Genomic DNA, 26,855 nt, shown 5'->3' on the forward strand with positions numbered 1-26,855 from the left:
GGTTTATGCTTTCTTATCTTTTAAAAAAGAGGAACCTGGGGCGGTTCCCTCATTTATCCCTTTTTGATCCAAAATTTTAAAACATCATTTTCTTCGGTATCTTTTAGTAGCTCATGACCTCCGGATTTTGCCCAAGCCGACAAATCGCTTTTCGCCCCTTTATCTGTGGCATGTACTTCAAGGACTTGACCAGATTCCAAATCGTTCATTGCCTTTTTTGTCCTTACGATCGGCATGGGGCAAGCCAATCCTTTTGCATCTATTACTTTAGTTACATCCATCTTTTATTCCTCCTTAATATTTTTCATTTTCTCTTTCCTCGATCAACGAACTGCACAGCGGTTTGGCCCGATCTCCATTTCTCTTTGCTTTTCTTCTTCCGGGTCGATAATACCCATATTTGTTTCGCGGATCTCATGGTATGCATTAGGCTGTGGCGGTAAGTTTTCCGTCACGAGTCTCCTGAACTCTGTTTCATCCTCTATATTTAACCCATGATTTTGTTGAAAGAGCACACCTAATTTTTCTCCAACACTTCCATCTTCATTCAATTCATCAATAATCATAAAGTGTGCGGGTAAAACAATTAATTCCGAAGACAATTCTCTATAACGGGAATATAAGCTTTCTCTTAAATCACCGACCCAGTCTTCGGCCCTTCCTGCCAAATCAGGTCGTCCAATAGAGTCGATGAATAAAATATCCCCAGTCAGTAAAAACTTGTCATCTACGACAAAAGATGTGGAGCCAATCGTGTGTCCTGGTGTATATAGTGCATGGATATCAATCGCTGTGTTCCCAATGGTTACTGCCTGTCCACCTTCTAATGCTGTAAATGTGAAAGTAACTTCCTGTGCATCTTGTGAAGGCATCCAGTATGTTGCACCTGTTTGTTCAGCGATTTTTCTCCCCCCTGAGATATGATCTGCATGAAGATGCGTATCAAAAACGTTGGTTATCTTTGCTTCTTTACTTCTTGCAAAATCTATAAAAATATCTATCATCCGTGTGGCATCGATGATTGCAGCTTCCCCATCCGAAAGAACCATGTAAGACAAGCAACCTTTCCCGATACGCACAAACTGATAAACTTCACCGCCGCCTTTCAGGTCTCCTACTTTGACAGGCTCTAAATGTTCACTCCAAGCTTTCATCCCACCTTGCAAAACAGAGACCGTCAAACCTTCGTCAGACAGCATTTCTGCTACCATTACAGACGAACCCTCTTTTGCACAAACCACTAATACTTCTTTTTTTGAAGGGATTTTATCCAAGACTTCATCCACTCCATCCAACAGTTCAAAATAAGGGATGTTCAAATAGTCGAAGTTTTCTCCTTCAATCTTCCAATCAGCAAATGCATCTTGATTCCGAACATCTAAAATAAATAGCTCTTCCTTGTTGAATACCTTTTTTGCGACTTCGTGAGCTGTCATCATGTTCACGGACATGTCATTACCCCCTATTGTATATTTTCATTCAAAAAATCTTGTACACTAAAGTTTCTATACTGGATTAAAAACGAATATCGTTGAACAATTTACTTCTAAATTTTTGTTTTTTCGTCTACTCAATTGTTTAGTTTTTTCGTTTCTCCGTTCCACTGACTCATGCCTGGCACAACATTGACGACATGTTCAAAACCGTTTTCTGTCAATTTCTGTGCAGCTAGATCACTTCTACTTCCAGTGCGACACACGACATAGATTTCATCCTCCTTGTTTAATTCGTCCAGACGGTTTTCCAGATCTCCTAGTGGGATAGAAACCGCACTCGGGATGTGATTGAACGCAAATTCTGCTGTCTCCCTTACATCGAGAACAACAATGTTTTCCGATAACTTTGCTTGTAAATCTTCATTTGTCGCGGTTTTAGGATGTTGTTTTTCAACCGTTTCTTCTTCGGATGCTTTTCTTAAATAGTGTTTTAACGTTGTGCCTTCCTCCAGTGTACCTAAATATTGGTGCCCGGCACTGTTGGCCCACGCCTCGATATCAGCTTTTGATCCTTTATCGGTTGCTTGTACTTCGATTACTTGCCCCGCTTCCACATCTTTCATCGCTTTTTTCGTTTTCACGATTGGCATTGGACATGCCAAGCCTTTCGCATCCAACACTATATTGGCTTTCACGTTTTCCATACTACTTTGGCCTCCCTTTTATACCCAACGGGGTATAAATGAATTTAAAAAAATTATTCTATTTCGCCTTCCCAAGCAAGCATGCCGCCAGTAATGTTGATTGCTTGGAATCCCCGACTTTCTAAAAATTGTACAGCTTGAGCGCTTCTGCCGCCAGATCGACAAACCACCATATATTCCGCCGTTTTAACCAATTCATGCATTCGTAATTCCAACAATCCAAGCGGAATGTTCACCGCACCCGGTATTTTTCCGTCTGCCACTTCAGCAGCCTCCCTGACATCAAGGATGTTTAACGTTTGATTCTTATCTATTAAACCTTGCAGTTTTTTAGCTGTTATTTCTTTCATGCTAATAATCTCCTTTCTATGACCCTTGTTTTAAACAAATACCAATCATTTACATTGAGAATAAATATAACTCATCCCTTTTCCGTGACCAGGGAGAACCTAAACGATCAGATAAACAGGTTTACATTGCCATCTTCTGCGTCACCAAGGTACGCTGCAACCCCGGCATACTCTATATCATCTAAAAGTTCTTCTTTTTGAAGTCCCAATAAATCCATTGTCATCGTGCATGCCACTAGCTTTACATCTTGTTCTTGGGCCATTTCCATTAAGTTCGGCAGGCTCATTGCATTATGCTTTTTCATGACTTTCTTGATCATTTTAGGACCAAATCCAGCAAAATTCATCTTTGATAAACCCATTTTGTCTACGCCACGTGGCATCATTTTCCCAAACAATTTCTCCATGAATCCTTTTTTCACTTCCATGCTTTCTGCTTTTCTAAGTGCATTCAAACCCCAAAAGGTATGGAATATGGTGACTTCATGGTCATATGCAGCAGCGCCATTTGCGATGATGTATGCCGCCATTGCCTTATCATAATCGCCGCTGAATAGAACGATTGTTGTTTTTTTCGTTTTTGACATAGTAATAATCCTCCTGTATTTATGATTTACATTTAATACCCATACGGGTATGTGTGAAAATAAATAAAAAGCGGGCTTCAGCCCTATTGCCAACGACATTAAAAAGAACCCCTTGTCTTATGACAACATCAACAATATACCATATGGGGTATATTGTCAACAAAAGAACTCCCAACTTTAAGTTGCCCATCATATTTCCAGAGCAAAAAAATAAAGCATAAGCTTCCACTTTAGGAAAGCTTATGCTTTATAGCGGTTTATGATATAGAAAATCCACCAAAACCATGTTCTATGTATTTGGTGGAGACGGTGGGAATCGAACCCACGTCCAGAGATATCGTCACTCAGGCATCTACGAGCGTAGTTGGTATATTATCATTCACTACCCTTTCAGCCTACCAACAGGCTTCCGGAGAGCTAGTCTGATTAATCTCTTCTGGCATCCTCAGACGGTGGATGACAGCGTAGCCCGCTTCAGTTGAGACCCTTCAATCTGCCACACGGGCGATGGCAGGAAGGATCCTTTAGTGCTACTTACGCAGCTGCTAAAGAGTAATTGTTTTCTTTGCCAGTTATATTTAGGCGATTAACGGTTTACGAGACGTAACCTCGACCCGCAGCCTGAGCTCGATCTATCCCTGTCGAATCCGTAACGTCCCCAATATAAAAAGGGTACAACGGAATATATGATCAAGCATTATCATATGGAGTTGTAAATGTCCCTAAGACAATTCTTATTATATCATAAACACATGAATTTTCAACCCTGTGCCATCATTGCAGGCTTTCCTTCATTGCTCTGTCGACATCGCGTTTAGCCTGTTTGCGTTTCAAATCTTCCCGTTTATCATATTTTTTCTTTCCTTTTCCTAAGCCGATCAGCACTTTCGCAACGCCATTTTTAATGTAAACCTTCAGCGGCACTAGCGAGTATCCCTGCTGCTGGGTGGCTCCAATCAGTTTATCGATTTCTTTACGGTGAAGCAGCAGTTTTCGTGTCCGGGTTGGATCATGATTGAAACGGTTGCCCTGTTCATAAGGAGAGATATGCATATTCATCAAATAGGCTTCTCCTTTGTCGATACGGGCAAAGCTGTCTTTCAGGTTTACCCTGCCGGCACGGATTGATTTAATCTCGGTGCCTTTCAAGGCGATGCCTGCTTCAAATGTTTCTTCTATAAAAAAATCGTGTCCTGCTTTTCGATTCTGGGCGATTGTGTTCCCTTGTCCTTTTGGCATCCCTATTTCCTCCTATAATTCCGTACCTTTCATTTTAACAAAAAAAACTTGTGATTCCAATTATCGGGCCGTTTTCATTAAGAAGATTACCGCGAATCTTTTTTAGTGCAAATCGCAAAAGTCTGTGAGAAAATATCGAAAGAAATATCAGCAGAAGGAGTACGATGAACCGTGCCTCACGACTTATTGCAAATCAGAAAACTTGCAGCCGATGATTGGAATTTAGTAAAACATATGAAAACAAATTTAGAATACGATTACGTCGTTGATATTTTCCCGGATTTGATTAGTTCAAACGCTCATGAGCTTTATGGTTTATTTTCCGGAAACCAACTGGCCGCCATAGCAGGTTATACGCTGTTTCCCGGTGGAATGGCCATGCTTGGGAGACTGCGAAGTGATAACCGCTTCCTTTCTCAAGGACATGCGACAGAACTTTTAGCTTATATCATTGCCAGCCTGAAAGAAAATCCACAAATACGGTGGGTTGGAGCGAACACGAATGAGCATAACTTTCCAGCAAGGCGTGTACTGGAAAAGTTGAACCTGGAGATTTTTACAACATTGCATTCTTTGCCGGTTGTAGACCCCCAATTGATTTCCGGCACACCCGGGCCCAAATGGGAACGCGTAAACAACTTGGAAGAAAAACGGGCTTTACTCCGTTCGTTGGATGAAAATGCGATCAATGTATTTCCATACGAATGTTATTATCCTCTTCCGTTGACACAAGAATTACTGACGGATGAATACTTAGCTGAATCGGCTTTTTATCTAAGCCCGGACAGACAACGATTCTGCACCATAAAAAACGATCACAAGCGCGAATGGTATGCCCAGGTTAAATACTTCTGGAATGATCAATTTGACCAGCCCGGCTTCATGGAAACGGTCATGGACCATTTAGATAAGGATGATCTTCAACCGACTGCCTGGTTTGATTTTTCTCAAACAGCTTTTGAAAACATTCCAGATAAACGGGCTTTTCGGATTGAAGATGCCTGGGTATTGTATGGTACCTGGATTTAACGGGAAAGCTTTTCGGGTAAACAGGTAATAAGATATTTGAGATAAGGAGAGGATCGCGATGGACCAAAACAAACAATTCACGCTTAACTCCTTATATATCCCGCTGATAATTGCCATCCCGGCAAACATTTTGTTTTTAATCCGGCTCCAGTTTGGTCTCCCTTACCGTTGGGGTTGGGTAGCCTTTGCCGTATTCACCTTGTTTCTTTTTATTACAGGAGGAATTTCCGTTCGGAAAAAGGACACAAAATCACGCACACTTGGACTTGTTTACTTGATATCGGCCATCTTGTTCATTTGTTTGGCACTTCTGCTCTCCTGATCCTTTGAAAAACACTCGCTGAAACCTCTGCGAGTGTTTTTTCTACGTTTCTTCTCAAACCTTTTTACTTTTTCGTAAAAAATATAAACTGCGACATAACCTTGCTGTTTTTTCCTCCTAGTCTTAACAGAATGAGTGCTAATCCACCGCTTCGGTAGCATTCTTCGCTTTCCGCGGGCACGGCTTCAGCTAACTTGGTAAAGAAAACCGCTTTACCAAGTGGATCTTCAGCTCGTGCTTTTCCCGCAGGAGTCTGTGTATGCTCCCTGCGCTAAGAAGCATGCTGATTAGCGTTAGCGAAGAATTTTTTCCTTGAAACCCAACAAGAATTCTTAAAAACGGTTGTCAGGAAACGCGTGCTTTTCTTCCTAGAAAACAGTTGGGGTTCCGTCTTTTTCTCCTTCTCTTGGACTTTTTTGCTTGTTTTTCTAACTACATAAGGGACCAAGTGATTCAAGATTAAAAATGTCTCGTACACTTGTTTAGAAACAGGAATCTGTTTCCAGCGAAGGAAATACCCGAAGACTCCTGCGGGAGGAAAGGCCTCGGTGAGATCCCGCAGAGCGTCAGCTCGAGGAAGCTCACCAGCCGCCCGCGGAAAGCGCAGGGTATTTCCGCAGCGTCTAACCTGCACATTTTCTAGTCAAGGACAGAAAGGAATCATTTAGTTCGCAGTTTCTATCAACAGCAAATTAACGCACAGCCAAGTGCACGTGAAAAGACAAATGAAAAGACAAGCAAAAAGGCTGCCGGTATGCTGCCGACAGCCAAAAAACACATGCCTCTACTTCTTCTTTTTCTTTCGTTTCCCATTGCTCTTTTTCGACGAGCCTTTCGGTTTCTTGCTTGCTTTCCCGTTTTGTTTGTTGGTACGTTCCCTTTTGGGCGTGATCACCTTCGGTCGATCCGGAGCAACCCGTTCCTTTCTCGGCTTCATTCCGACAATCTCGAAGTCGACAACTCGTTCGTCTAAATTGACATTCACCACACGGATCGTGATTTCGTCTCCTATCCGGAAAATGTTGCCGGTCCGCTCACCGATCATCGCGTAATGCTTTTCGTCAAAATGATAATAGTCGTCGGTCAAGTAGCTGACATGGACAAGTCCTTCAATCGTATTCGGCAATTCCACAAACAAACCGAATCCTGTTACCGAACTAATGACACCATCGTACTCTTCGCCGATTTTATCTTGCATATATTCCGCTTTCTTCAAATCATCGGTTTCACGCTCGGCATCGACAGCTGCCCGTTCCATTTCAGAAGAATGCCTGGCGATTTCCGGCATCTTTTCTTTCCAATGCTTCTGTGTTTGCTGATCCAACTGGCCGTTTACCAAATAGGTCCTGATCAGTCGATGAACAATCAAATCCGGGTAACGACGGATCGGGGAAGTAAAGTGGGTATAAAAATCTGTCGCCAGACCAAAATGACCGATGCTTTGCGGATCATATTTCGCCTGTTGCATGGAACGAAGCATCAGTTTGGAAATGATCATCTCTTCCTGCGTTCCCTGAACTTCCTCCACTATGCTTTGAAGAGCCTGCGGATGGATTTCGTTCGATGTCCCTTTCACAACGTAACCCAGGTTAGCGATAAATTCGAAAAAATGCTGCAGCTTATCCGGATTAGGATCCTGGTGAATCCGGTGAATGAATGGAACATCCATCCAATGAAAATGCTCGGCCACTGTCTCATTGGCAGCAAGCATGAATTCTTCAATCAAACGCTCGGCCACAGAACGTTCCCGTAGTGCGACATCTACTGCTTTTCCTTCCTTATCTACCAAAACTTGTGCTTCTTTGAAATCAAAGTCGATGGCTCCGCGATTCATCCGCTTACGGCGTAAAATGGCTGCAAGCTCTTCCATATCCTTGAACATGGGAACCAATTCCTCATAGCGATCTTTCAAAGCTGGATCATCGTCCACTAAAATTTTATTCACATCATGGTAGGTCATTCGTTCATTCGTCTTTATGACACTTTGGAAAATGTCATGGTTGACGACTTCTCCTTGTGGTGTGATTTCCATTTCACAACCAAGTGTCAGTCTGTCCACTTGCGGATTCAAGGAACAAATCCCGTTGGAAAGCCTGTGCGGGATCATCGGTATCACGCGATCCACTAAATACACACTGGTCGCCCGTTCATTTGCTTCCTCATCAATCGGCGATCCTTCTTCTACATAATAAGAAACATCTGCGATGTAGACGCCTAGTTTATAGTTGCCATTATCCAATTGTTTAACAGTGACAGCGTCATCTAAATCCTTTGCGTCGGCGCCGTCAATCGTAACAATCATTTCATCGCGCAAATCTTTCCGATTGGCGATTTCCTCCGGTCGAATGGTTTCTGGTGTGTTTTCCGCCTGTTCCAAGACCGCCTCTGGGAAGTCGATTTTGATACCATGTTTGTAGATAATGGAAATAATATCGATGCCAGGATCATTTTTGTGACCTAGGATTTGCATTACTTCTCCCTCGGCACTCATGCGGCCTTCAGGAAACTTAGTGATTTTGACGATCACTTTATGACCGTCTACTGCCCCCTTGGAAGCACTTTTCGGCACGAAAATATCATTTGGAATCCGTTTGTCGTCCGCAATAACAAAACCAAAATTTCCGTTGTCATCATACGTACCGACCACTTCAGTAGCAGCACGCTCCAAGATGCGGACGACGACTCCTTCTGGTCGCTTGCCGTGCTCGTCCCTTCCTTCAATCCGTACGAGGACTTTATCGTTATTCATTGCCGACTGTAAGTCTGCATGATTGATATAGACATCGTCCAATCCTTCTTCTTCCGGTATCAGGAATGCAAAACCTTTCGCATGCATCTGGATTTTTCCGCGGATTAAATTCATTCTTTCAGGAGGACCGTAGCGGTTTTTTCTCGTCCTGACCAGTTCCCCTGCTTCTTCCAGCTCATTAAGATTTTTCATCAGGATTTTAAAATCGTCAGCCTCCTGTAAATCGAGAATTTCTTCGATTTCCTGTACAGACAATGGCTTGGACGCATTCTCTTTGAAATAATCCATTATTTGCTGTTTCATCTCGTTTTCCAAACGCTCACCTTCCTTCACTAATCTTTATTTCGTTACGTTCGGTCTTTTTCCAGAATGGTATAAGTATTTCTATTATGCCTTAACTCCATTCCAAGGATTCTAAAAATTGATAAATATCCTCATGAAGCTGATCTTTTTCTTTGTCCAGTGTTATCACATGAGAGGATTGTTCATACCATTTCATGTCTTTGTGGTCCGCTTCCACATTTTCATATATGTAAGAAGCACTATCCGTATTGATCATTTCATCATTCCGAGCCTGTACCACAAAGGTTGGTGCATAAATTTCATCCACCTTTCCCTTTACTTCAGTAATCAATCCGCCCAAATCATGGAACATACGGCTGGAATGATCAAGTAGTTCCTGAACTTCACGATCAATCGTCTGCTCGTCTTTTTTCTCTAATTGTTTGAACTCTTTCGCAAATGACTGGAACCCCTTCGTCAGCTGCTTTTCGTTGTCAAAAAACATCGGTGCGCACATCGGAATCACTGCTTTGACAGGTCGGGAATGTGCCAGCTTCAACCCAAGCACCCCGCCAAGAGACAGACCAGCAATTGCAATTTCCCGGTGGCCCATATCCTCCAGGTGTTTCATTGCTGCTTGGACATCTTCCCACCATTGATCAGGATGAGCCTTGATCAATTCTTCTGGCGGTGCCCCATGCCCGCGATAAATGGGTGCATGGCAGGTGTACCCTTTTTTTTGCAGGTATCTGCCCAGCATCCGCACATCAGCCGTATGGCCTGTGAATCCATGTAATAATAATACCGCGCGCTCTCCACCTTCAAACGTAAATGGTTCCGGCAGTTTAATTTTCATAATTGCTTCCACTCCTCATTTTTCGCTGTTCAATGTATTTCCTGTGTACAACGGAATTTCTGCTTCTTCATACAGGTATCACCGTCGTGTTTCTCTTCCCCTATTTTAGCTTTCTTATGAACGATTGTAACGGAATAAGGTTTTCCTTCCCGGGACTAAACTAAACGATCCCCTGCCGCACTTGCAGCAAGGGATCATTGGGATACCTTATTCAAATTCACTCAGCCCTGTTCAGGCTACAGTCTTATGGTTGCAAAATAAAACCAACAACAAATGTCAGCACGAACAAAACAACCGAAGCTACTACGGTCGCCCGGTGAAGTACTAAATCCATTCCCCGTGCTTTCTGTTTGCCGAAAAGCTGCTCCGCTCCGCCAGAGATTGCTCCCGAAAGACCGGCACTTTTTCCAGACTGAAGTAAAACCAATACGATAAGTGCAATTGCATCAATGATTAATACCGTAATCGCAGCTGCATACATGCTGCTACACCCCCTAATAAACTATCCGGCTGGTTACCGCCGATAATAAGTACATCCAGAAATTATCCTTGTCCAATCTATTTCTTATCGAATAACCCTTCATAAAAACGGACGATTACATATTAGTAATGTAGCATAATCCCCCGGCGCTTAGCAAGCCGATATTAGACGGTTTTCCAAATAAATATTATGATGAAATAAAAGGAGAGGAAAAATATGGAGCAAAAAACGTATTGGCTGACAACAGCTGATCAAGAAGAGGTTTTTGTCCGGAATTGGTACGAGCCAAACCAATCACCGAGAGCCATCATCCAGCTGGCTCATGGAATGGCCGAACACACTGCCAGATACCAGCGGTTTGCCGAATTTCTAGTTGAGCAAAACTTTGCTGTGTATGGCAATGATCATCGAGGGCATGGTTACACTGGAAAAAAGCAAGGCACTCTCGGTTTTCTTGACGAAAACAATGGCTTTGATAAAACAGTCGACGATTTATGGAGCGTAACGAAAACGATTAAAAGAGAACATCCCGAAAAGCCAGTGTTTCTGCTCGGCCATAGCATGGGATCTTTCCTATCAAGACGCTACATTCAGCTGCACGGTGATGTACTTAACGGTGTCATTTTATCCGGAACAGGAAGCCATCCTGGATTCATGAACAATATCGGAAAAGGGCTGGCAATTGCAGAACGAAATCGCAAGGGGGTAAAAGTCCCCTCCAAGCTACTCAATCGACTGGTTTTCGCCAGTTATAATCGGCACATTGACAATCAGGTGACCGAATTTGATTGGTTGAGCAGAGATCAGGAACAAATCCGCTCTTATATGGAGGATCCGTACGCGGGTTTTGTCCCGACAGCCGCTTTCTTTTTTGATTTATTCACAGGATTCGATCTTATTGATGATCCCGAAGGCATTGATTCCATTGCGAAACAACTGCCGATGCTGTTTTTCTCAGGGAGCATGGATCCTGTCGGTGCACAGACAAAAGGTGTATTTCGCGCTGCTGATACATATTATCGGCATGGAATAACCGACATCACCATCCGGATATATGAAAACGGACGTCATGAAATGTTGAATGAACTAAATAAAGAAGAAGTTTTTGCCGACATCGTTGACTGGATCCATGATGTACTGCCTTAGGCTGCTGCTGTTCGCTCTATGATTTGCTCAGAATATCCCCAGTTCTAACACTGCGGAACATACAGGCTCTACGGGGGATCACCGGGCCTCCCCCTCCCCCCCCCCACTTGAGTTATTATCTTTTCCCTGCTTCTTTTTTTGCATGAAGACTACACCCACCTCAACATGGCCCTTTCATTTATACTCAAAATCAACTTATTTAAAAAGCCCGACTCTTCTCACCTGACTTTCCCGGCCATCACTTATTTTCTTAGAAAGATAACTTGTTTTATACACAACATAACAACGTTACTATAGCCCTCAGCCCTTGTATCTACAGACTCGAACAAACAGACAATTAGGAGAAAAAACTGCTAAAAAGTGTTATATTCGTGACTATTTCATGACAAAAATGAATGTTTTTGAATGTTTTTGAACATTTATGATTGAAAAATGTAAGGGGTTGCTTTATGATTTAGTTGGTTGAGAGAAAGCAGAGGTGATGACCTATCCTGACACCAGAACGACACCAATTAATCGTACAGCAGATCGCAAAACATGGAACCGTTGCCATTCAGGATCTAATCAAGTTGACCGCAGCTTCCGAATCGACGATTCGCAGAGATTTGAGCGAACTTGAAAACCAAAACAAGCTGGTCCGAGTCCATGGCGGAGCAGCTTCAAGGCAGACAATCAGCCAGGAATTAAGCATTCCGGAGAAAACAACCAAAAACCTTCAAGAAAAAAAACGGATTGCGGCTGAAGCAGCTTTGCTGGTGGAACCCGATGAATATATTTACTTGGATGCAGGGACTACGACATTCGAAATGATCCCTCATTTAAAAAACAAGAATATTACGGTTGTAACAAATGGTCTCACCCATTTAGACGCATTGAGTGCCCAGCAAATAACCACGTATCTGACCGGCGGTTTAGTAAAACATAAGACAAGAGCTTTGATCGGCCGCGGAGCACAGATTGGTTTGCAAAGTTATCGTTTCGACAAATGTTTCATCGGAGTCAACGGTATTGATTTAGCTTATGGCCTGACTACCCCTGACCCAGAAGAAGCATTGATTAAACAACAGGCTTTGCAATCTGCTCAACAGTGTTTTGTGTTGGCGGACTATACGAAATTTGGTCAGGTATCTTTCAGCAAGATTGCAGATTTGGAAGAGGTGTTCCTCATCACAAACAAAATGAAGGAAGATGTCCTCTCCCCTTATCAAGACAAGACAAACATAAAGGTTGTGTAACAAATGATTTATACATGTACATTGAATCCATCCGTGGATTACATCATCCATGTGGAGCAGTTTTCCCAGGGAGGATTGAACAGAGGGACAGATACCGCTTATTATCCTGGCGGTAAGGGAATCAACGTGTCCCGAGTGCTGCAGCAATTGGGACAGCAGAATACGGCCCTCGGGTTCCTCGGCGGTTTTACCGGTGTCTTCATAAAACAAGAGCTGGACAAGGCCCATATCACCCACGATTTTATCGAAACGGACGGCCCAACCCGAGTGAATATGAAATTAAAATCAGAAGAAGAGACGGAAATCAACGGACCCGGCCCGGCCATTTCCGAAGAACAAGAGCAGAAACTGTTTCAAAAAATCGCCAATTTGAACAAAGGTGACTACCTGGTTGCTGCTGGCAGCGTTCCATCTACCGTTTCCTCTGACTTTTATGTAAAAGCTGCAGAAATTTGCCGGAAAAATCAAGTGAACATGATAGCGGATACCTCCAGTAACGCCCTGAAAAAAATCGTCGGCCAGGAAGTATTTCTGGTAAAACCAAATCACCATGAGCTGGGTGAATTGTTCGATACCACGATCACCACGGTGGAAGATGCCGTTTATTATGGCAGAAAACTGCACGAGCAAGGGGCCAAACATGTCATTATTTCGATGGGCGGACAAGGAGCTGTTTATGTAAGCGGCGATATGTACTTGCAGGCAAATGTCCCTGCTGGAGAAGTTCGAAACACTGTGGGATCCGGTGACTCGATGGTAGCAGGATTTCTCGCAAGCATTTCTGCAGGAAGCAAGCCGGAAAAAGCTTTTCAAACAGCGGTTGCGGCAGGCAGTGCTACTGCATTTCAAGATGATTTATGCGAAAGGGCAGACGTTGACAGCCTGCTCCCTCACGTTACGGTACACTCATTAGATAAAGGGAGGTTCTAAAGATGAAAATCACTGACTTATTGAAAAAAGATACTATAATTTTGGATTTAAAGGCTTCTGGTAAAACAGAAGTTATCGACGAGCTCGTAAACAAGCTCGATGAAGCTGGCCGTTTGAACGATAAAGAGGAATATAAAAAAGCAATCCTCGATCGGGAAACGCAAAGTACGACTGGAATCGGCGAAGGGATTGCCATCCCTCACGCCAAAACGGCTGCTGTAAAAACGCCGGCTATCGTGTTCGGAAGGTCTTCTGAAGGAATTGATTATGAGGCATTGGACGGAGCCCCTTCCCACTTGTTTTTCATGATTGCAGCCTCTGAAGGCGCTAATCAAACACATTTGGAAACCCTGTCACGATTGTCTTCCTTCTTGATGGATAAAAAATTCCGTCAGAAGCTGGAAGAAGCATCCACAGCTGAAGAAGTTATCGCTGTCGTTGATGCAAAAGAACAAGATGAGGCAGCCGAAGAGGAAACGACCGATGGAGCTGCTTCCAGTCGGATATTGGCTGTGACCGGCTGTCCTACAGGGATCGCCCATACTTACATGGCGGCGGATAAACTGAAAGAAACCGCCTCTGAAATGGGCGTCTCGATTAAAGTAGAAACGAATGGTTCCGGCGGAGTAAAAAACCGGTTGACCAAAGAAGAAATCGAAGCTGCCGATGCGATTATTGTCGCAGCCGATACAAAAATCGAAACCGAACGATTTCGCGGAAAACCTTTGATCCAAGTCCCTGTAGGCAAGGCGATCCATCAACCGCAGGAACTGTTGAATAAAGCGATTGAAAAAGATGCACCGATTTACCAAGGCGATGGAGACGCAGGTAAGGATGAAGGACAACAGGAAGAAAAAGGACGTACCGGCTTTTATAAACATTTGATGAATGGTGTTTCCAACATGCTTCCATTCGTTGTCGGCGGCGGTATCCTGATTGCCATTTCTTTTTTGTGGGGCATCAATTCAGCCGATCCGGAAAGTACCGATTATAATCGGTTTGCCGAAATGCTTAATACAATAGGCGGCGGAAATGCCTTCTTCCTGATGGTTCCCGTCCTAGCCGGATTTATTGCTTCCAGTATCGCTGACCGCCCTGGTTTTGCACCAGGTATGGTTGCTGGTTTGATTGCCATCTCTTCCGGTGTGGAAGGTGCAGATGGCGGTTCCGGGTTCCTTGGCGGTTTGATTGCAGGTTTCCTTGCCGGGTATATCACCCTGCTAGTAAAAAAAGCGATGGAAGTATTGCCGGCTATCTTTGATGGATTAAAGACTGTATTGCTATATCCCGTCTTCTCAATTGGCATTACCGGATTGATTATGCTGTTGATCAACCCACCATTGACGACGATTTATACTGGATTATCCAGCTGGCTGGAAAGCCTCGGCGGTTCTAATCTAGTCTTACTCGGATTGCTGTTGGGAGGCATGATGGCGATTGATATGGGCGGACCGATCAACAAAGCTGCCTATACATTCGGTATTGCCATGCTCGACGCTGATAACTTTTCGTTTATCGCGGCCATTATGGCGGGTGGAATGGTGCCACCTCTGTCACTGGCACTAGCTACGACCTTTTTCAAAAACAAGTTTACCAAACAGGAACGTGAAGCAGGTAAATCCGCCTATGCCCTTGGTGCATTCTTTATCACGGAAGGTGCTATTCCGTTCGCAGCAGCCGACCCGGCCAGAGTCATCCCATCAGTTGCCATCGGTTCCGCCATCGCAGGCGGACTGACCATGCTGTTCGATATTGGACTAAGAGCCCCCCATGGTGGTATTGTAGTAGCTGGGCTTGTGGAAGGAAATCCACTACTGTACTTACTGGCAATCCTTGTCGGTTCTGCTGTGAGTGCTGTCATTCTTGGATTCTTGAAAAAAGACCTGACAAAAGAGTAAAATAGGACAGGGAGACTGCCCGTTGTTTGCTTATTATAAATTTTATAGGAGGTTTTATCTATGGTAGAACAAACAATGACTATCACAGACGAAACAGGAGTTCACGCACGTCCAGCGACGGTTTTAGTTAATAAAGCTGGTAACTTTGAATCAGACATCAACCTGGAATATAACGGAAAATCCGTCAATCTTAAATCGATTATGGGCGTAATGTCCCTTGGTATTCCAAAGGATGCTGAAATCAAAGTGACTGCCGACGGTTCTGATGAAGAAGAAGCGTTGCAGACAATTGTCGACACTATTAAAAACGAAGGGCTAGGAGAATAAACATAATGAACAGCATTAAGGGTATTGCAGCATCAAGCGGGATCGCGATCGCCAAAGCATACAAGCTAGAGGTCCCGGAACTTACTTTCGATAAGAAAAATATCGAAAATCCTGAAGCGGAAATCGAGCGCTTAGACGATGCGTTATCCGTATCCAAGCAAGAGCTGGAGATCATTAAGGAAAATGCCAGAAAATCACTCGGCGATGAACATGCTGAGATTTTCTCGGCACACTTGCTTGTACTTAGCGATCCGGAAATGATCAACCCGATCAAGGATAAAATCAAATCAGAGAACGTCAATGCAGAAGCAGCATTGGATGAAACGGCAAACATGTTTATCGATATGTTCAAAAACATGGACAATGAGTACATGAGAGAGCGCGCTGCTGATATCCAAGATGTCACCAAACGTGTCATGGCTCACCTGCTGAAAGTGACCTTCCCCGATCCAGCATTGATCGATGAGGAAGTTGTCATTGTAGCAGAAGACTTGACTCCTTCTGACACTGCGCAGCTGAACAAACAGTTTGTCAAGGGATTCACCACCAATATCGGTGGAAGAACTTCCCATTCAGCCATCATGGCCCGATCATTGGAAATTCCGGCTGTAGTGGGCACGAAGAACATTACCAATACGGCGGAAAAAGACACGTTGGTAATCGTCGATGGCATCGACGGCGAAGTCATCGTCGATCCGGACGAAAAGCAGCTTGCAGCCTATAAACAGAAACAGGCAGACTTTGAAGAACAAAAACAAGAGTGGGCCAAACTAAAAGACGAACCGACCAAAACCGCTGATGGCGAACATGTAGAGTTGGTAGCCAATATTGGTACTCCTGATGATGTGGCCGGCGTAGTCAATAACGGCGGCGAAGGTGTAGGCCTTTACCGTACTGAGTTCCTTTACATGGGCAAAAGCGAACTTCCTACTGAAGAAGAACAGTATGAAGCCTATAAATCCGTGTTGGAACAAATGGGAGAAAAGCCGGTAGTTGTCCGTACACTCGACATCGGCGGAGATAAAGAGCTTTCTTATTTGGATTTGCCGAAAGAGTTGAATCCTTTCTTAGGATTCCGCGCCATCCGTCTTTGTCTGGAACGGGATGATATTTTCCGTACTCAACTGCGCGCATTATTGCGGGCAAGTACTTCCGGCAACCTGAAAATCATGTTCCCGATGATTGCTACGCTGGACGAATTCCGTCAGGCAAAAGCGATTCTATTGGAAGAAAAAGAGAACTTGACGAACGCCGGTACAGAAGTTTCTGATGATATCGAAATCGGTATTATGGTAGAAATTCCATCAACTGCAGTCATTGCACGCCAATTCGCTAAAGAAGTTGACTTTTTCAGCATTGGTACAAACGACTTGATTCAATATACGATGGCGGCAGACCGGATGAACGAAAGGGTTTCTTACTTGTACCAGCCGTACAACCCTTCGATCCTGAATCTTGTCAACAACGTTATTGAAGCTGCCCACGATGAAGGTAAATGGGCAGGAATGTGCGGGGAAATGGCCGGCGATTCAATCGCTATTCCAATCTTACTTGGACTTGGTCTCGACGAATTCAGCATGAGTGCGACATCGATTCTTCCTGCCAGGACGCAAATCAAAGATTTATCCAAGCAAGAACTCGCCTCCTTCAAGGACAAGCTGTTATCGATGAATACAGCAGAAGAAGTCGAACAGTTCATTCGCGAGAAAACAAATCAGTAATTGGATGATTAAAATGACTAGGACAAAAGCATAGGGAGCAAAGCAAAAACCGAACGATGCTTCGAATTCATAAACATTCGAACACGTTCGGTTTTTTTATGACATGCTTTCTTTCATTCTGTTGTTTGATGAGTACCGTCCTCTATCGCTACGGCAAGATACTGCGCTTGCCGAAGTGTGGGCGCATTCATAATAAATTGATTGCAGGAAATGAAGTTCTTTTCATTAATACATACCTGTTATCGTTCATTTTTTTTGCAAGTGGATTTTGCCGGTTTCCCCTAAGCTTTTTTCACGTGAGAGGACCGGTACATCAACCATAAAAAGTAAGGAGCGCCAATCAAGGCGACCAGAATACCTGATGGGATTTCTTTTGGTACCAATAACGTCCTGCTCAGAATATCGGCAATCACCAATAAAATAGCTCCTATCAGCGCTGAAGCAGGCAGTAAGTGTTTGTGCCCGGAACCAAGCAGAATCCGTGCCGCATGCGGTGCCAACAAGCCGACAAAGCTGATGGTTCCGACGGCTGAGACACTTGCAGCGGCAAGGAGGGAAGCTACCAACGCCATATAAAAACGCGTCCTGGAAACTTTCATTCCCAACCCTTTCGCTGTTTCATCTCCAAGCGACAGAACATTCAAATTCCTTATTTGCAAATATAAAACCGGAACCAGCACAAGCATCGGACCGAGTAAATAGTACAGAAGCGCCTCCCAGCTTTTTGCATACGTACTGCCAGACAGCCATGTCAGAGCTGATGCCACAGCCATATCGGCCTGTACAACAACAATCTGAATGATCGCGGAACCAAAAGCAGAGACACCAATACCCAGTAGTGCCAACAGGGAAGGCTGGAAATTGGCCCGGTAGGATAAACCCATTACAACCAGAAAAGCAGCTAATGCGCCAAGGAAGGCTCCCAACGGAATAAACGTAGCGGAGAAGGCAGAAAAGATGACCAGCAAGGCTCCTACTCCTGCACCAGAAGTAATCCCGATCACCGAAGGATCGGCCAAGGGATTGCGGAGCACTCCTTGAAATACAAATCCACTGACAGCGAGCAGTCCTCCGCTTAGGGCGGCAACAAGCAGCCGGGGCAGCCGCAATTGAAAAATCATATTGCGAAGAAACTCCTGACCGCCGTCAAAAACAGCTGAGAAGCTTTGTGTAAGCTGAATGCCACTATTCCCTGTTGCTGCACCGACAACAATAGCGAAAACAAGTAACATAACCAATATCACGATGAACCAACCGCCCTGGAAAGGGAGTCGGACATTACCAGCAATCATAGCGGTATTTTTTTCTCCATATTGTCTGCTTCTGTTTCTCAGTACAAGCCATATCAGCCATGGTGCCCCGATCAGTGCCGTAATTGCGCCAACGGGAAGCTCGGAAAACGAAGGATCGACCCATCTCGCGAAAACATCCGCTCCAAGAAGCACATTTGCCCCCCAGATAAACGAAGCAGTCACCAAGGCAAAGTGATTGCGAAAACCGAGCAATTTGATCAAATGGGGAGCAATCAGTCCGACGAACCCGATTGGCCCTACCACACTTACCGTAACAGCAGTGAGCAGGACTGCAGCTAACAAAGCGATCATGCGGATACGTCCTACCTGCTGTCCGAGAGACGCTGCTACATCCTCCCCCATACGGAAAATGTCTAGCTGTTTTGCAAGAAGAAACGTTACGAGCATACCAGCCAAAATCAAGGGCATGGAAAACTGCACACCGCTCCAGTCATTTTGCACAAGTGTTCCAGCTCCCCATAAAAACAAACCAGCTGTCTCGTTTTCGTAAAATATTTGCAGGACAGAGGTAGACGATGAAAACATGATGGTTACAACCATACCTGCTAAAACCATTCTGACCGGATTGGCCGAAGCCCCACCTGCCAGTCCATAAACAAGTAAGGCTGTGAAAAGTCCTCCAAAGAAGGCAGCGAATAATCCTTGTAAAGGCAGGGAAGCAGGAAGAAAGATTGCACTTATTACCACCGCAAAGTATGTACCCGAATGAATTCCAAGTGTACTGGCAGACGCAAGCGGATTTTTGGTGATCGTTTGTAAAATCACGCCGGAAACAGCCAGGGATCCGCCAGCCAAAATCCCCATCACTGCCCTCGGCAGACGCAAATAACGCACAGTATGATGCTCGATGATATCTTCTGGTACCACTAATGCATCCCATACCACCCGCCAGGACAAGTCGACACTGCCTTGATTGATATGTAAAAACATCAAGAAAACGAGAAGCACGGCCCCTCCTCCAAAAGTTAGAGCCGTTTTCAGCCATTTATTCAAAAAAGCATCATTCATTCTATCACTTCTCTACTCGATAAGTGCTTCTTTGATTTGTTCCGCAAACACTTCTGCTGACAACGGGCCGCCGAATGTCCACGTATCCCCAGGCAGCCGATAGGTTTCGTCCTGCTCGACAAATTGGAGATTTTCCCAAGCAGGATTCCCTTTCAGCTGGTCGTCAAAAATATTATCATTTTCCTGAACGATGTAAAAAAAGCGGGCGTCCTGAAAGTTTTGCAAGGTTTCGACACTTGTTTCGTCATATCCATAGACTTGGAAACCATCTGATTGGTAGGCGTTTTCCAAACCGATGTTTTCCATGATTTGGACTGCCATTGCGTTATCCTTGAACAAACGGATTACCGGACTGTTGTCCGAACTGTAAGCCTGGGATAAAACAAACGGCTTGTCATCCATTCCAGCGTCGGCTATTTCCTGTTCCGCCTGTTGGTAAGTAGAATTCAAATCACTTAAAACTTGGTCTGCCTTGTCCTGTTTTCCGAACAGTTTAGCCAATTCCTGGAAGGTCGCAGTCATTTCCTCATACTGATTCCCCTCCCCTTCCGCTGGGTACGGATTGTATGCCAGTGTCGGCGCAATTTCTTTCAGGCTGTCCATTATCGCCTCATGACGATAACCCGCTGTAATAATCAAATCTGGATTCAACTCGGCAATCGCTTCCAAACTAGGCTCCTGTCTCGTCCCGACATCCTGGACATCCTTTCCTAGCTCTGGTTCGATGTTTACCCAGTTATGATATCCTTCCATGTCAGCCATGCCGACCGGCTGAATACCGAGAGCCAATAAATCTTCTGCGTAAACCCACTCCAGCACCACAACACGTTCCGGTGTCTGGTCAAAGGTCTGCTCGCCATATGCATCCTCTATCGTAACAGCCTCACTACCTGAGGAATCATCTTCTTGACCGGCTTGTTCGTCCTGATCAGCGTCGTTTCCACAGGCAGCAAGCAAACCAGCCTGTATTATGATGATGATAAGTAAATACCACTTCTTCATCTAATTGCTCCTCCTCTTTTTGTCTAAGTCTTATATTATGTAACATTTGTAAATGATAAAGATTCTCATTATCATTTACAATGCCATCTTAGCTTATCCCTTCCCCCCTGTCAATTACTTATCAAATGGTTTGCTTGATCAAACGAACCAATTACGATGATCTTCATTTTTCCAGCAATCCCTGGCATCATGGCGAATGATACGGAAAAAGAAAAAGCTTCCAGAATGTGACCATCTCTGCAAGTTTTTATTTGTCTATCTTTCCAGAATATCTACCCCTCTTTTCCGACCGACAATCACTTTGTCCGTCCTCTTGAGAAACAATCCCGTTTCTACAACCCCCAACAAAAGCTTGAGTTCCCGGTGTAATCCTTCTGGATCGGTGATAGCATCGAAAACACAATCCACTATATAATTGTCATTGTTGGTTACAAACACCTCACCGTCCTCTGTTTTCCTCAGCATAGGATTACACCCAAAGGAGGAGAGTTTTCTAGCTGTGCTTTCCCACCCGAAACGGACGATCTCAACAGGAAGCGGAAAACGGCCCAATTTTTGAACCTGCTTACTTTCATCGACAATGATAATCAATTTTTTTGCGGCATCAGCCACCAACTTTTCCCTCAGCAGGGACCCACCGCCTCCTTTGATTAGCTGAAAATCCGGGTCCACTTCATCAGCACCATCGATCGCCAAGTCAAGTCTGTTTACTTCAGAAAAGTAAACCAGAGGAATGCCAAATTCGCGGGCCCAAGCTTCCGTCCGCAAAGAGGAAGGAACACCCTTCACTTCAAGCCCCTGTTTGATTCGTTCTCCCAGTTTTTTTATCATCCAATAGACGGTAGAGCCAGACCCCAGGCCGATCGTCATACCGTCTTCTATGTACTCGACTGCTTTCTCCCCGGCTCTTCTCTTTTTCTCCTCCACGTCATACAACATGTTACCCGCCTCCGTTTCCGTTTTTTTAAGGATGGTTTGATTATACCCAGATTATACCCGGGAAGCAGTTTATTCAATCCCAGTCCTATTGTAGGTCCCAACAGGTATTGGTATTTTATGTTAAAATCAGAAGTGGATCTGGTATATGCAAGAACGCGAATAAGTATAGCTTGAATAAAAGACAGGAGGATAAGATCTTGTTTCAAATCTATATTCTATTTCTCTTTGCTGGTATTTCTATTGTAGCTCTTGCCTGGTACCTAAGGAGGGGAGAGAGAAGAGTACGATATTCCTGGCTAAGTTACGTCTCTGCAATCTTTCCGATTGTGCTGGTTATCTTATTGTTTTTTTACCCAAGGCTTGCTGCAAATGAAAATCTCTTTACTAAAGTGATCCCTTTTGCATTACTTATTGGTTCACCAATAGGACTCGTCTTTAGCATATTCGCACTGTTTAAAAAAAAAGAACAAAAAATACTCGCCATAGCAGGGTTGTTCATATCTTTACTGCTTATTGGAACACTAACAATCTTCGGGATTTTTGTGACCTCTTATACACCATAGTTCCGGTTTAGATACATGCATGCCTTTTTGCATGGATAAATTAAAATGGCAAAGTTAGACAACTAAGAGAGTGAAGCTGCTGCTTAATTCTTAGGTGTGTAGCTTTTAAATGGAAAAATCGCTCAAAGGGAGCGATTTTTCGTGTCATGATAGGAGGTTGAAGAGCAGGCTTTTTCTAATTTAAAGTGCCGGTCCCATACGTAACATGATGTCGACCAATTGGCACCACGAAAGGTGATCCTGAAATCGGGTCTTTTATCACGGTGCAATCCAGTCCAAAAATTTCTTTAATCAAATTGCTGGTGATTACTCGGGAAGGATCCCCATCTGCAACCAGCTTTCCTTTATGCAGAGCAAAAATATGGTCGGCATAGCGTGCGGACAAATTTATGTCATGAAGCACCATGACAATCGTGGTTCCGTGCTTTCGATTAAGGTCTGTAAGCAGATCAAGAATTTCCACCTGATAGGTGATATCTAAAAAGGTAGTCGGTTCATCGAGAAATAGAATATCAGTTTGCTGTGCCAGCGCCATCGCTATCCAGACACGCTGTCTTTGACCGCCTGAGAGCTCGTCAATGTGCTGGTTGGCTAACTTGGTAATATTCATGATTTCCATCGCTTCGGCAACTGCCTCGTAATCCTTTTTTGTCCACCCCCCGAACAGGGCTTGATGTGGAAACCTCCCTCGTCCAACCAAATCAGCTACATTGATTCCTTCAGGGACAATCGGTGACTGTGGAAGAAGACCTACAATACGCGCAAGCTGTTTTGGTGGTACTTTGCTGATCGCTTTTCCATCAAGCGTGATTTTTCCAGATATCGGTTTGATCAGCCTTGCCAATGTTTTAAGAAGCGTAGACTTTCCACAGGCATTGGCGCCGATGATCACATTTATTTTTTTACTTGGGATCTCCAGGCTTATTTCTTGGATAACCGTTTTATCATCATAACCAGCGACTACCTTTTCTGCTTGAAAGATATGATTCGGTTTCATGATAACTCTCCCTTTCGATTCATGCGGATTAGCAAGTAAATCAAATACGGCGCACCGATGATGCCGGTGATGATTCCTACAGGGTATCGGACCTCAAATGCAAATTGCCCGATCAAATCAGACGCCAAAACTAGATTGGCACCAACAAGACCTGCCGGGATCGCGCTCGAAAACCCAACACCTACGAGTCTTTTCGCAATCGGTCCAGCAAGAAATGCCACAAAGGCGATCGGCCCCGTGACGGCCGTTGCCAATGCAATGATACACACGGAACTCAAAATTAGAACAATTCTGGTCATATCCGTTCTTACTCCCAGAGAAGTGGCCGATTGTTCTCCAAGCTCTAGAATGCCAAGATGTTTCCCCAGCGCTACAATAATAGGCGCCAAGCACAGAACACTGACGAAAAGCGGTGGAAGTTCGTGCATTTGAGAACCATTGAGACTACCGCTGAGCCATCGGAGTGCTGCGGGAATATCTTGTTGCGCTCCCACTAACAGAAGATAGGATATCATCGAGTTAAGCATAGCCTGTATACCAATTCCGACCAAGATGACCCGTCCTATCGAAAATGTGTTTCCCCTGGAGAATAGATAAATGAACAGGACGGTAGCAAGACCGGCAATAATCGATGCCATCGAAACAAACGCATCACTTGTATGTAAGATAACAATGCAAAAAACGGCTGCCGCGCTCGATCCCGTAGTGATTCCAATGACATTAGGATTGGCGAGTGGATTACGCAGCATTGTCTGAAAGGTATTTCCGCCAATGCCAAAAGCAAAGCCTGCAAGAAGACCGGCCAGCATTCTCGGTAAGCGAATATTATTAACGGCAAAGGACACACCCTTGATCTGTTCTCCTAGTAGCACTTGCAGTACATCCTTTATTGGATAAACAGTGCTTCCCAGTAAGAGCATCCCCCAGCATAATACAAATAGAAGTGCTGTTAGTGATCCAGTAACAATCATCCATCGCCGACGTCTTTGACGCCTGCCCGCAATGATAAACTCTACAGATTGATTATTCTTCATAATGAACGCACTTTCGCCTTTCTGGCAAGGATAATTAATATGGGTGCTCCTATAAAAGCTGTTACAACGCCAACCTCAAGCTCACCGGGGCTTCCGAGGAGTCTCCCGCATACATCTGATATGGTTAAAATGATGGCCCCAGAAATAGCTGACATCGGAATAATAAACCGCATGTCCGGCCCCAGAATTAGTCGCATGACATGAGTTGCCAGCAAGCCTATAAAACCGATCGGCCCTGCCAGTGCCGTTGCAGCCCCGCACAAAAGAACTGCAGCCAGAGCAGCAATAAGCCGCAACATACCAGTTCGCACGCCCAATCCTCTCGCAACTTCATCCCCCAACGCTAACGCATTGAGTGCGGTGGTAGAAATAATCCCCAACAGTATTCCAATGATCAGAAACGGGAAGAACGTAGTAATATCACCCCAGTTTGTCGAGCTGACGCTTCCCACTTGCCAAAACCTGAATTGATCCATAACATAAGAGCGTGGAATCATGATTGCGGTTACCAGCGAGGAAAGGGCTGCGCTTGTGGCGGCTCCTGCCAACACAAGCTTAAGAGGCGTAGCACCGCCCCTCCCCATCGAACCGATTCCAAACACGAAAACAGCAGTAAGCATAGCCCCGGCTAAAGCAAGTAAGATATATTGATTGGCAGTGCTAATATTCAGGAATGCAATACCGCCTACCACAAACAAGGTAGCGCCTGTATTCACTCCCAATATACTCGGATCTGCAATCGGGTTACGGGTGACTGCCTGCATCAGTGCTCCGGAAATGCCAAGGGCCGCCCCGCAAAACAAGCTGAAAACGGTGCGGGAAACCCTCTTGCGCACTACATTTGCCTCGTAAGAATCGATAGACGGATGAAACAAACCATCTATCAATTCATCAAATCTTACTGGTCGCGAGCCAAGGACCAGGGAGGCAACCACACATACACCCAACATGATGAAACAAATAACTAGCACCGCTACAAAGTGCTGTGGAACATGTGAGGTAAAGCCTTTTTTTTGGGAATTTGGTAAACTATTCATCTAGCTTTTCAATAGCTCCTCCTATTAATTCTAGATAGTCATCAATGGTATAAGCGATCGAAAGCGGATTTGGATTCCCGGATGCCGCTAGAGGTGTATTGTTTCCAATAAACACAACCGAACCTCTTTCAATGGCCGGAATCTTTCCGAGCAGGGGATCTTTTTTAACTGCCTGGTATAAGCTTTTATCCCCATAGCCAATCAGAATATCCGCATCGTTAAGGGCATCTGCATTCTCGGCGCTTAGCGTCAGGGAAAAGCTGTTTGGATCCGTGATTTCATCCGTTACACTTTCCGGATACTCCATTCCCAGCTCGGTCAAGAACGCTCCTCGAGGATCTTCAGGTGTGTAAACATAAATTTTCGATAAATCATCGGCAGAGAAGTTGGCAAAGACAATTTTTTTTCCTTTCATTTCAGGGTAATTGCTTGCTTTTTCCTTGATTAGGCTCTCGGTGTCTTTGATAAGTTGTTCCCCCTCTTTTTTCATTCCCATGCCGGCTGCATCCAATCTGACTTGCTCGCGCCAAGTGGTCAGCCAAGGACCGTCCTTATAAGCGACAACCGGAGCGATTTCACTGAGGATATCATAGTCTTCCTGTGTAATACCGGAATAACCGGCTAAAATGACATCCGGATTGGAATCGGAAATCGCCTCAAAATCAAGACCATCTGTGTCTTGGAAAATATTCGGGGCTTCTGCTCCGAGTTCTTCCAGTTTTTCAGCTGTCCAAGGCAACATCCCGCTGCCATCCTGGACCCCGTAATTTGCTGCTGAGAAACCAACAGGTACTACTCCAAGGGCAAGTGCAACATCGTGATTCGCCCATTGAATGGTAGCAACTCGTTCAGGCTTGCTCTCAATGACCGTTTCGCCAAAGGCATGCTCGATCACAATTGGATATTCTGTGTTTTCTTCATTTGCAGAAGATGTTTCTGTTTCCGCTTTTTCTACATTCGCCGACGTATCCTCGTCATTTTTAGATTTAGATGCTGAACTTGATTGATCTGCTGAACATCCAAATAAAAACAGGATGCTCAAACCCAAAATAAAGAAAGTTGCAAGTGAAAATTTCCGTTTTGTATTCATTTGTAAATCCATCCTTTCCTTTCATGGTTTTATGTATCAAGGCCAGCTAGCTTGCCTTCAGCTTCTTCATGGATATCCGGATGTTGTACCTTAGCCGCTAATCATTATGTTAATTTGCAACAGTAAAAATGGAGTGGTTTTCAATTAGAGCTCTTTTAATTGAAAATGATTCTCATTATCATCATAGATTTTCCTCTTTCGCTTGTCAACGAAAATTCCAGAATTATTTGTTCTGTTACCTAAAAAGTTACGAAGGGCCACCCTATCAAGTTGACCATTTGATTGTTTCGTATAAGATATAAACTACGATATTGAATACGTCTTTCTAACTTCCTGCATTAATTAAGCTGGAGTTTGGCACTGCGGAAATACCCTGCGCTTTCCGCGGGCGGCTGGGTAGCTTCCTCGAGCTGACGCTCTGCGGGATCTCACCGAGACCTCTCCTCCCACTGGACAAATATTATCGGTCGAACGAGTAATCGCAGTCCCAAGGAAGGCTGCGGCAGCGATGCATCGCACGAAGAAAATCGATTTGTATTTTCGAGGAGTCTCCGGGTACTTATCCGCAGGGAACAACTTC

The 26,855-nt window shown here is 44.4% G+C and carries 25 protein-coding genes and 1 other RNA gene; 9 read left to right on the top strand and 17 right to left on the bottom strand.

The window, feature by feature from the left end; translation table 11 throughout:
* Positions 1–53: 53 nt before the first annotated feature.
* From ERJ70_RS13835 to smpB, 7 genes are all read right to left on the bottom strand, one after another.
* The gene (locus ERJ70_RS13835) at positions 54–281 is read right to left on the bottom strand and encodes a sulfurtransferase TusA family protein (RefSeq protein WP_209365407.1); all 228 of its coding nucleotides are present in this window, start codon (positions 279–281) and stop codon (positions 54–56) included.
* Positions 282–323: 42 nt separating this feature from the next.
* A complete protein-coding gene (locus tag ERJ70_RS13840) occupies positions 324–1,451 on the bottom strand; it encodes an MBL fold metallo-hydrolase (protein WP_209365408.1) in 1,128 nt (375 codons plus the stop codon).
* Between the two features lie 119 nt (positions 1,452–1,570).
* Positions 1,571–2,140, bottom strand: a complete 570-nt coding sequence (locus ERJ70_RS13845; protein ID WP_209365409.1) for a sulfurtransferase TusA family protein — start codon at positions 2,138–2,140, stop codon at positions 1,571–1,573.
* 53 nt (positions 2,141–2,193) lie between these two features.
* A complete protein-coding gene (locus ERJ70_RS13850) occupies positions 2,194–2,490 on the bottom strand; it encodes a rhodanese-like domain-containing protein (protein WP_209365410.1) in 297 nt (98 codons plus the stop codon).
* 107 nt (positions 2,491–2,597) lie between these two features.
* A complete protein-coding gene (locus ERJ70_RS13855) occupies positions 2,598–3,077 on the bottom strand; it encodes a DsrE/DsrF/DrsH-like family protein (RefSeq protein ID WP_209365411.1) in 480 nt (159 codons plus the stop codon).
* A gap of 298 nt (positions 3,078–3,375) precedes the next feature.
* Positions 3,376–3,737: a transfer-messenger RNA gene (ssrA, locus tag ERJ70_RS13860) on the bottom strand.
* A gap of 114 nt (positions 3,738–3,851) precedes the next feature.
* A complete protein-coding gene (smpB, locus tag ERJ70_RS13865; protein WP_074598484.1) occupies positions 3,852–4,316 on the bottom strand; it encodes an SsrA-binding protein SmpB in 465 nt (154 codons plus the stop codon).
* A gap of 171 nt (positions 4,317–4,487) precedes the next feature.
* On the opposite strand from smpB, the gene ERJ70_RS13870 reads away from it, so the two are divergent.
* Both ERJ70_RS13870 and ERJ70_RS13875 read left to right on the top strand, forming a co-directional pair.
* A complete protein-coding gene (locus tag ERJ70_RS13870; RefSeq protein WP_209365412.1) occupies positions 4,488–5,345 on the top strand; it encodes a GNAT family N-acetyltransferase in 858 nt (285 codons plus the stop codon).
* 58 nt (positions 5,346–5,403) lie between these two features.
* On the top strand, positions 5,404–5,667 hold the full coding sequence (locus tag ERJ70_RS13875; RefSeq protein WP_209365413.1) for a hypothetical protein: 264 nt from the start codon (positions 5,404–5,406) through the stop codon (positions 5,665–5,667).
* 784 nt (positions 5,668–6,451) lie between these two features.
* Here the strand turns inward: ERJ70_RS13875 and rnr are convergent.
* The 3 genes from rnr to secG form a co-directional block, all read right to left on the bottom strand.
* On the bottom strand, positions 6,452–8,719 hold the full coding sequence (gene rnr, locus ERJ70_RS13880) for a ribonuclease R (RefSeq protein WP_209369389.1): 2,268 nt from the start codon (positions 8,717–8,719) through the stop codon (positions 6,452–6,454).
* Positions 8,720–8,810: 91 nt separating this feature from the next.
* A complete protein-coding gene (locus ERJ70_RS13885; RefSeq protein WP_209365414.1) occupies positions 8,811–9,554 on the bottom strand; it encodes an alpha/beta hydrolase in 744 nt (247 codons plus the stop codon).
* A gap of 244 nt (positions 9,555–9,798) precedes the next feature.
* Complete coding sequence (gene secG, locus ERJ70_RS13890; RefSeq protein WP_209365415.1) at positions 9,799–10,035, bottom strand: preprotein translocase subunit SecG; 237 nt, start codon at positions 10,033–10,035, stop codon at positions 9,799–9,801.
* Positions 10,036–10,251: 216 nt separating this feature from the next.
* Here secG and ERJ70_RS13895 point away from each other — a divergent pair, with 216 nt between their 5' ends.
* From ERJ70_RS13895 to ptsP, 6 genes are all read left to right on the top strand, one after another.
* Positions 10,252–11,181, top strand: a complete 930-nt coding sequence (locus ERJ70_RS13895) for an alpha/beta hydrolase (protein WP_209365416.1) — start codon at positions 10,252–10,254, stop codon at positions 11,179–11,181.
* Positions 11,182–11,669: 488 nt separating this feature from the next.
* A complete protein-coding gene (locus tag ERJ70_RS13900; RefSeq protein WP_209369391.1) occupies positions 11,670–12,416 on the top strand; it encodes a DeoR/GlpR family DNA-binding transcription regulator in 747 nt (248 codons plus the stop codon).
* A gap of 3 nt (positions 12,417–12,419) precedes the next feature.
* Positions 12,420–13,346 carry a 1-phosphofructokinase gene (pfkB, locus tag ERJ70_RS13905; protein WP_209365417.1) on the top strand — a complete coding sequence of 309 codons (927 nt, stop codon included), beginning with the start codon at positions 12,420–12,422 and terminating at the stop codon, positions 13,344–13,346.
* Between the two features lie 2 nt (positions 13,347–13,348).
* On the top strand, positions 13,349–15,244 hold the full coding sequence (locus ERJ70_RS13910; protein ID WP_209365418.1) for a PTS fructose transporter subunit IIABC: 1,896 nt from the start codon (positions 13,349–13,351) through the stop codon (positions 15,242–15,244).
* Between the two features lie 60 nt (positions 15,245–15,304).
* Positions 15,305–15,571: a phosphocarrier protein HPr gene (locus tag ERJ70_RS13915; protein ID WP_209365419.1), complete on the top strand. Its 267-nt coding sequence runs from the start codon at positions 15,305–15,307 to the stop codon at positions 15,569–15,571.
* A 5-nt stretch (positions 15,572–15,576) separates the two neighbouring features.
* Positions 15,577–17,292: a phosphoenolpyruvate--protein phosphotransferase gene (gene ptsP / locus ERJ70_RS13920; protein WP_209365420.1), complete on the top strand. Its 1,716-nt coding sequence runs from the start codon at positions 15,577–15,579 to the stop codon at positions 17,290–17,292.
* Between the two features lie 281 nt (positions 17,293–17,573).
* On the opposite strand, the gene ERJ70_RS13925 is transcribed toward ptsP, so the two are convergent.
* The 3 genes from ERJ70_RS13925 to rpiA all read right to left on the bottom strand — a co-directional run bounded on the left by ERJ70_RS13925 (position 17,574) and on the right by rpiA (position 21,554).
* Positions 17,574–19,613, bottom strand: a complete 2,040-nt coding sequence (locus ERJ70_RS13925; protein WP_209365421.1) for an iron ABC transporter permease — start codon at positions 19,611–19,613, stop codon at positions 17,574–17,576.
* Positions 19,614–19,625: 12 nt separating this feature from the next.
* Positions 19,626–20,615, bottom strand: coding sequence for an ABC transporter substrate-binding protein (locus ERJ70_RS13930; RefSeq protein ID WP_209365422.1), 990 nt, complete (start codon positions 20,613–20,615; stop codon positions 19,626–19,628).
* 255 nt (positions 20,616–20,870) lie between these two features.
* Positions 20,871–21,554, bottom strand: a complete 684-nt coding sequence (gene rpiA / locus ERJ70_RS13935) for a ribose-5-phosphate isomerase RpiA (RefSeq protein ID WP_209365423.1) — start codon at positions 21,552–21,554, stop codon at positions 20,871–20,873.
* 197 nt (positions 21,555–21,751) lie between these two features.
* On the opposite strand from rpiA, the gene ERJ70_RS13940 reads away from it, so the two are divergent.
* Entirely contained in the window at positions 21,752–22,117 is a 366-nt protein-coding gene (locus tag ERJ70_RS13940; protein WP_209365424.1) for a hypothetical protein, read from the top strand.
* Between the two features lie 175 nt (positions 22,118–22,292).
* On the opposite strand, the gene ERJ70_RS13945 is transcribed toward ERJ70_RS13940, so the two are convergent.
* Genes ERJ70_RS13945 through ERJ70_RS13960 form a run of 4 tightly spaced genes read right to left on the bottom strand, consistent with a single transcriptional unit; the run spans position 22,293 to position 26,275 of the window.
* Complete coding sequence (locus ERJ70_RS13945) at positions 22,293–23,114, bottom strand: ABC transporter ATP-binding protein (protein WP_209365425.1); 822 nt, start codon at positions 23,112–23,114, stop codon at positions 22,293–22,295.
* Positions 23,111–24,148 (bottom strand): FecCD family ABC transporter permease, encoded by a 1,038-nt coding sequence (locus tag ERJ70_RS13950; RefSeq protein ID WP_209365426.1) that lies wholly within the window; start codon positions 24,146–24,148, stop codon positions 23,111–23,113. Before ERJ70_RS13950 ends, ERJ70_RS13945 begins: the two co-directional genes overlap by 4 nt.
* Positions 24,145–25,185, bottom strand: a complete 1,041-nt coding sequence (locus tag ERJ70_RS13955) for a FecCD family ABC transporter permease (protein WP_209365427.1) — start codon at positions 25,183–25,185, stop codon at positions 24,145–24,147. The genes ERJ70_RS13950 and ERJ70_RS13955 overlap by 4 nt, the downstream gene beginning before the upstream one ends.
* Positions 25,178–26,275 carry an iron-siderophore ABC transporter substrate-binding protein gene (locus ERJ70_RS13960; RefSeq protein ID WP_209365428.1) on the bottom strand — a complete coding sequence of 366 codons (1,098 nt, stop codon included), beginning with the start codon at positions 26,273–26,275 and terminating at the stop codon, positions 25,178–25,180. Before ERJ70_RS13960 ends, ERJ70_RS13955 begins: the two co-directional genes overlap by 8 nt.
* Positions 26,276–26,855: the final 580 nt, after the last annotated feature.

Source organism: Sediminibacillus dalangtanensis, from assembly GCF_017792025.1.
Classification (GTDB): Bacteria; Bacillota; Bacilli; order Bacillales; family Amphibacillaceae; genus Sediminibacillus; species Sediminibacillus dalangtanensis.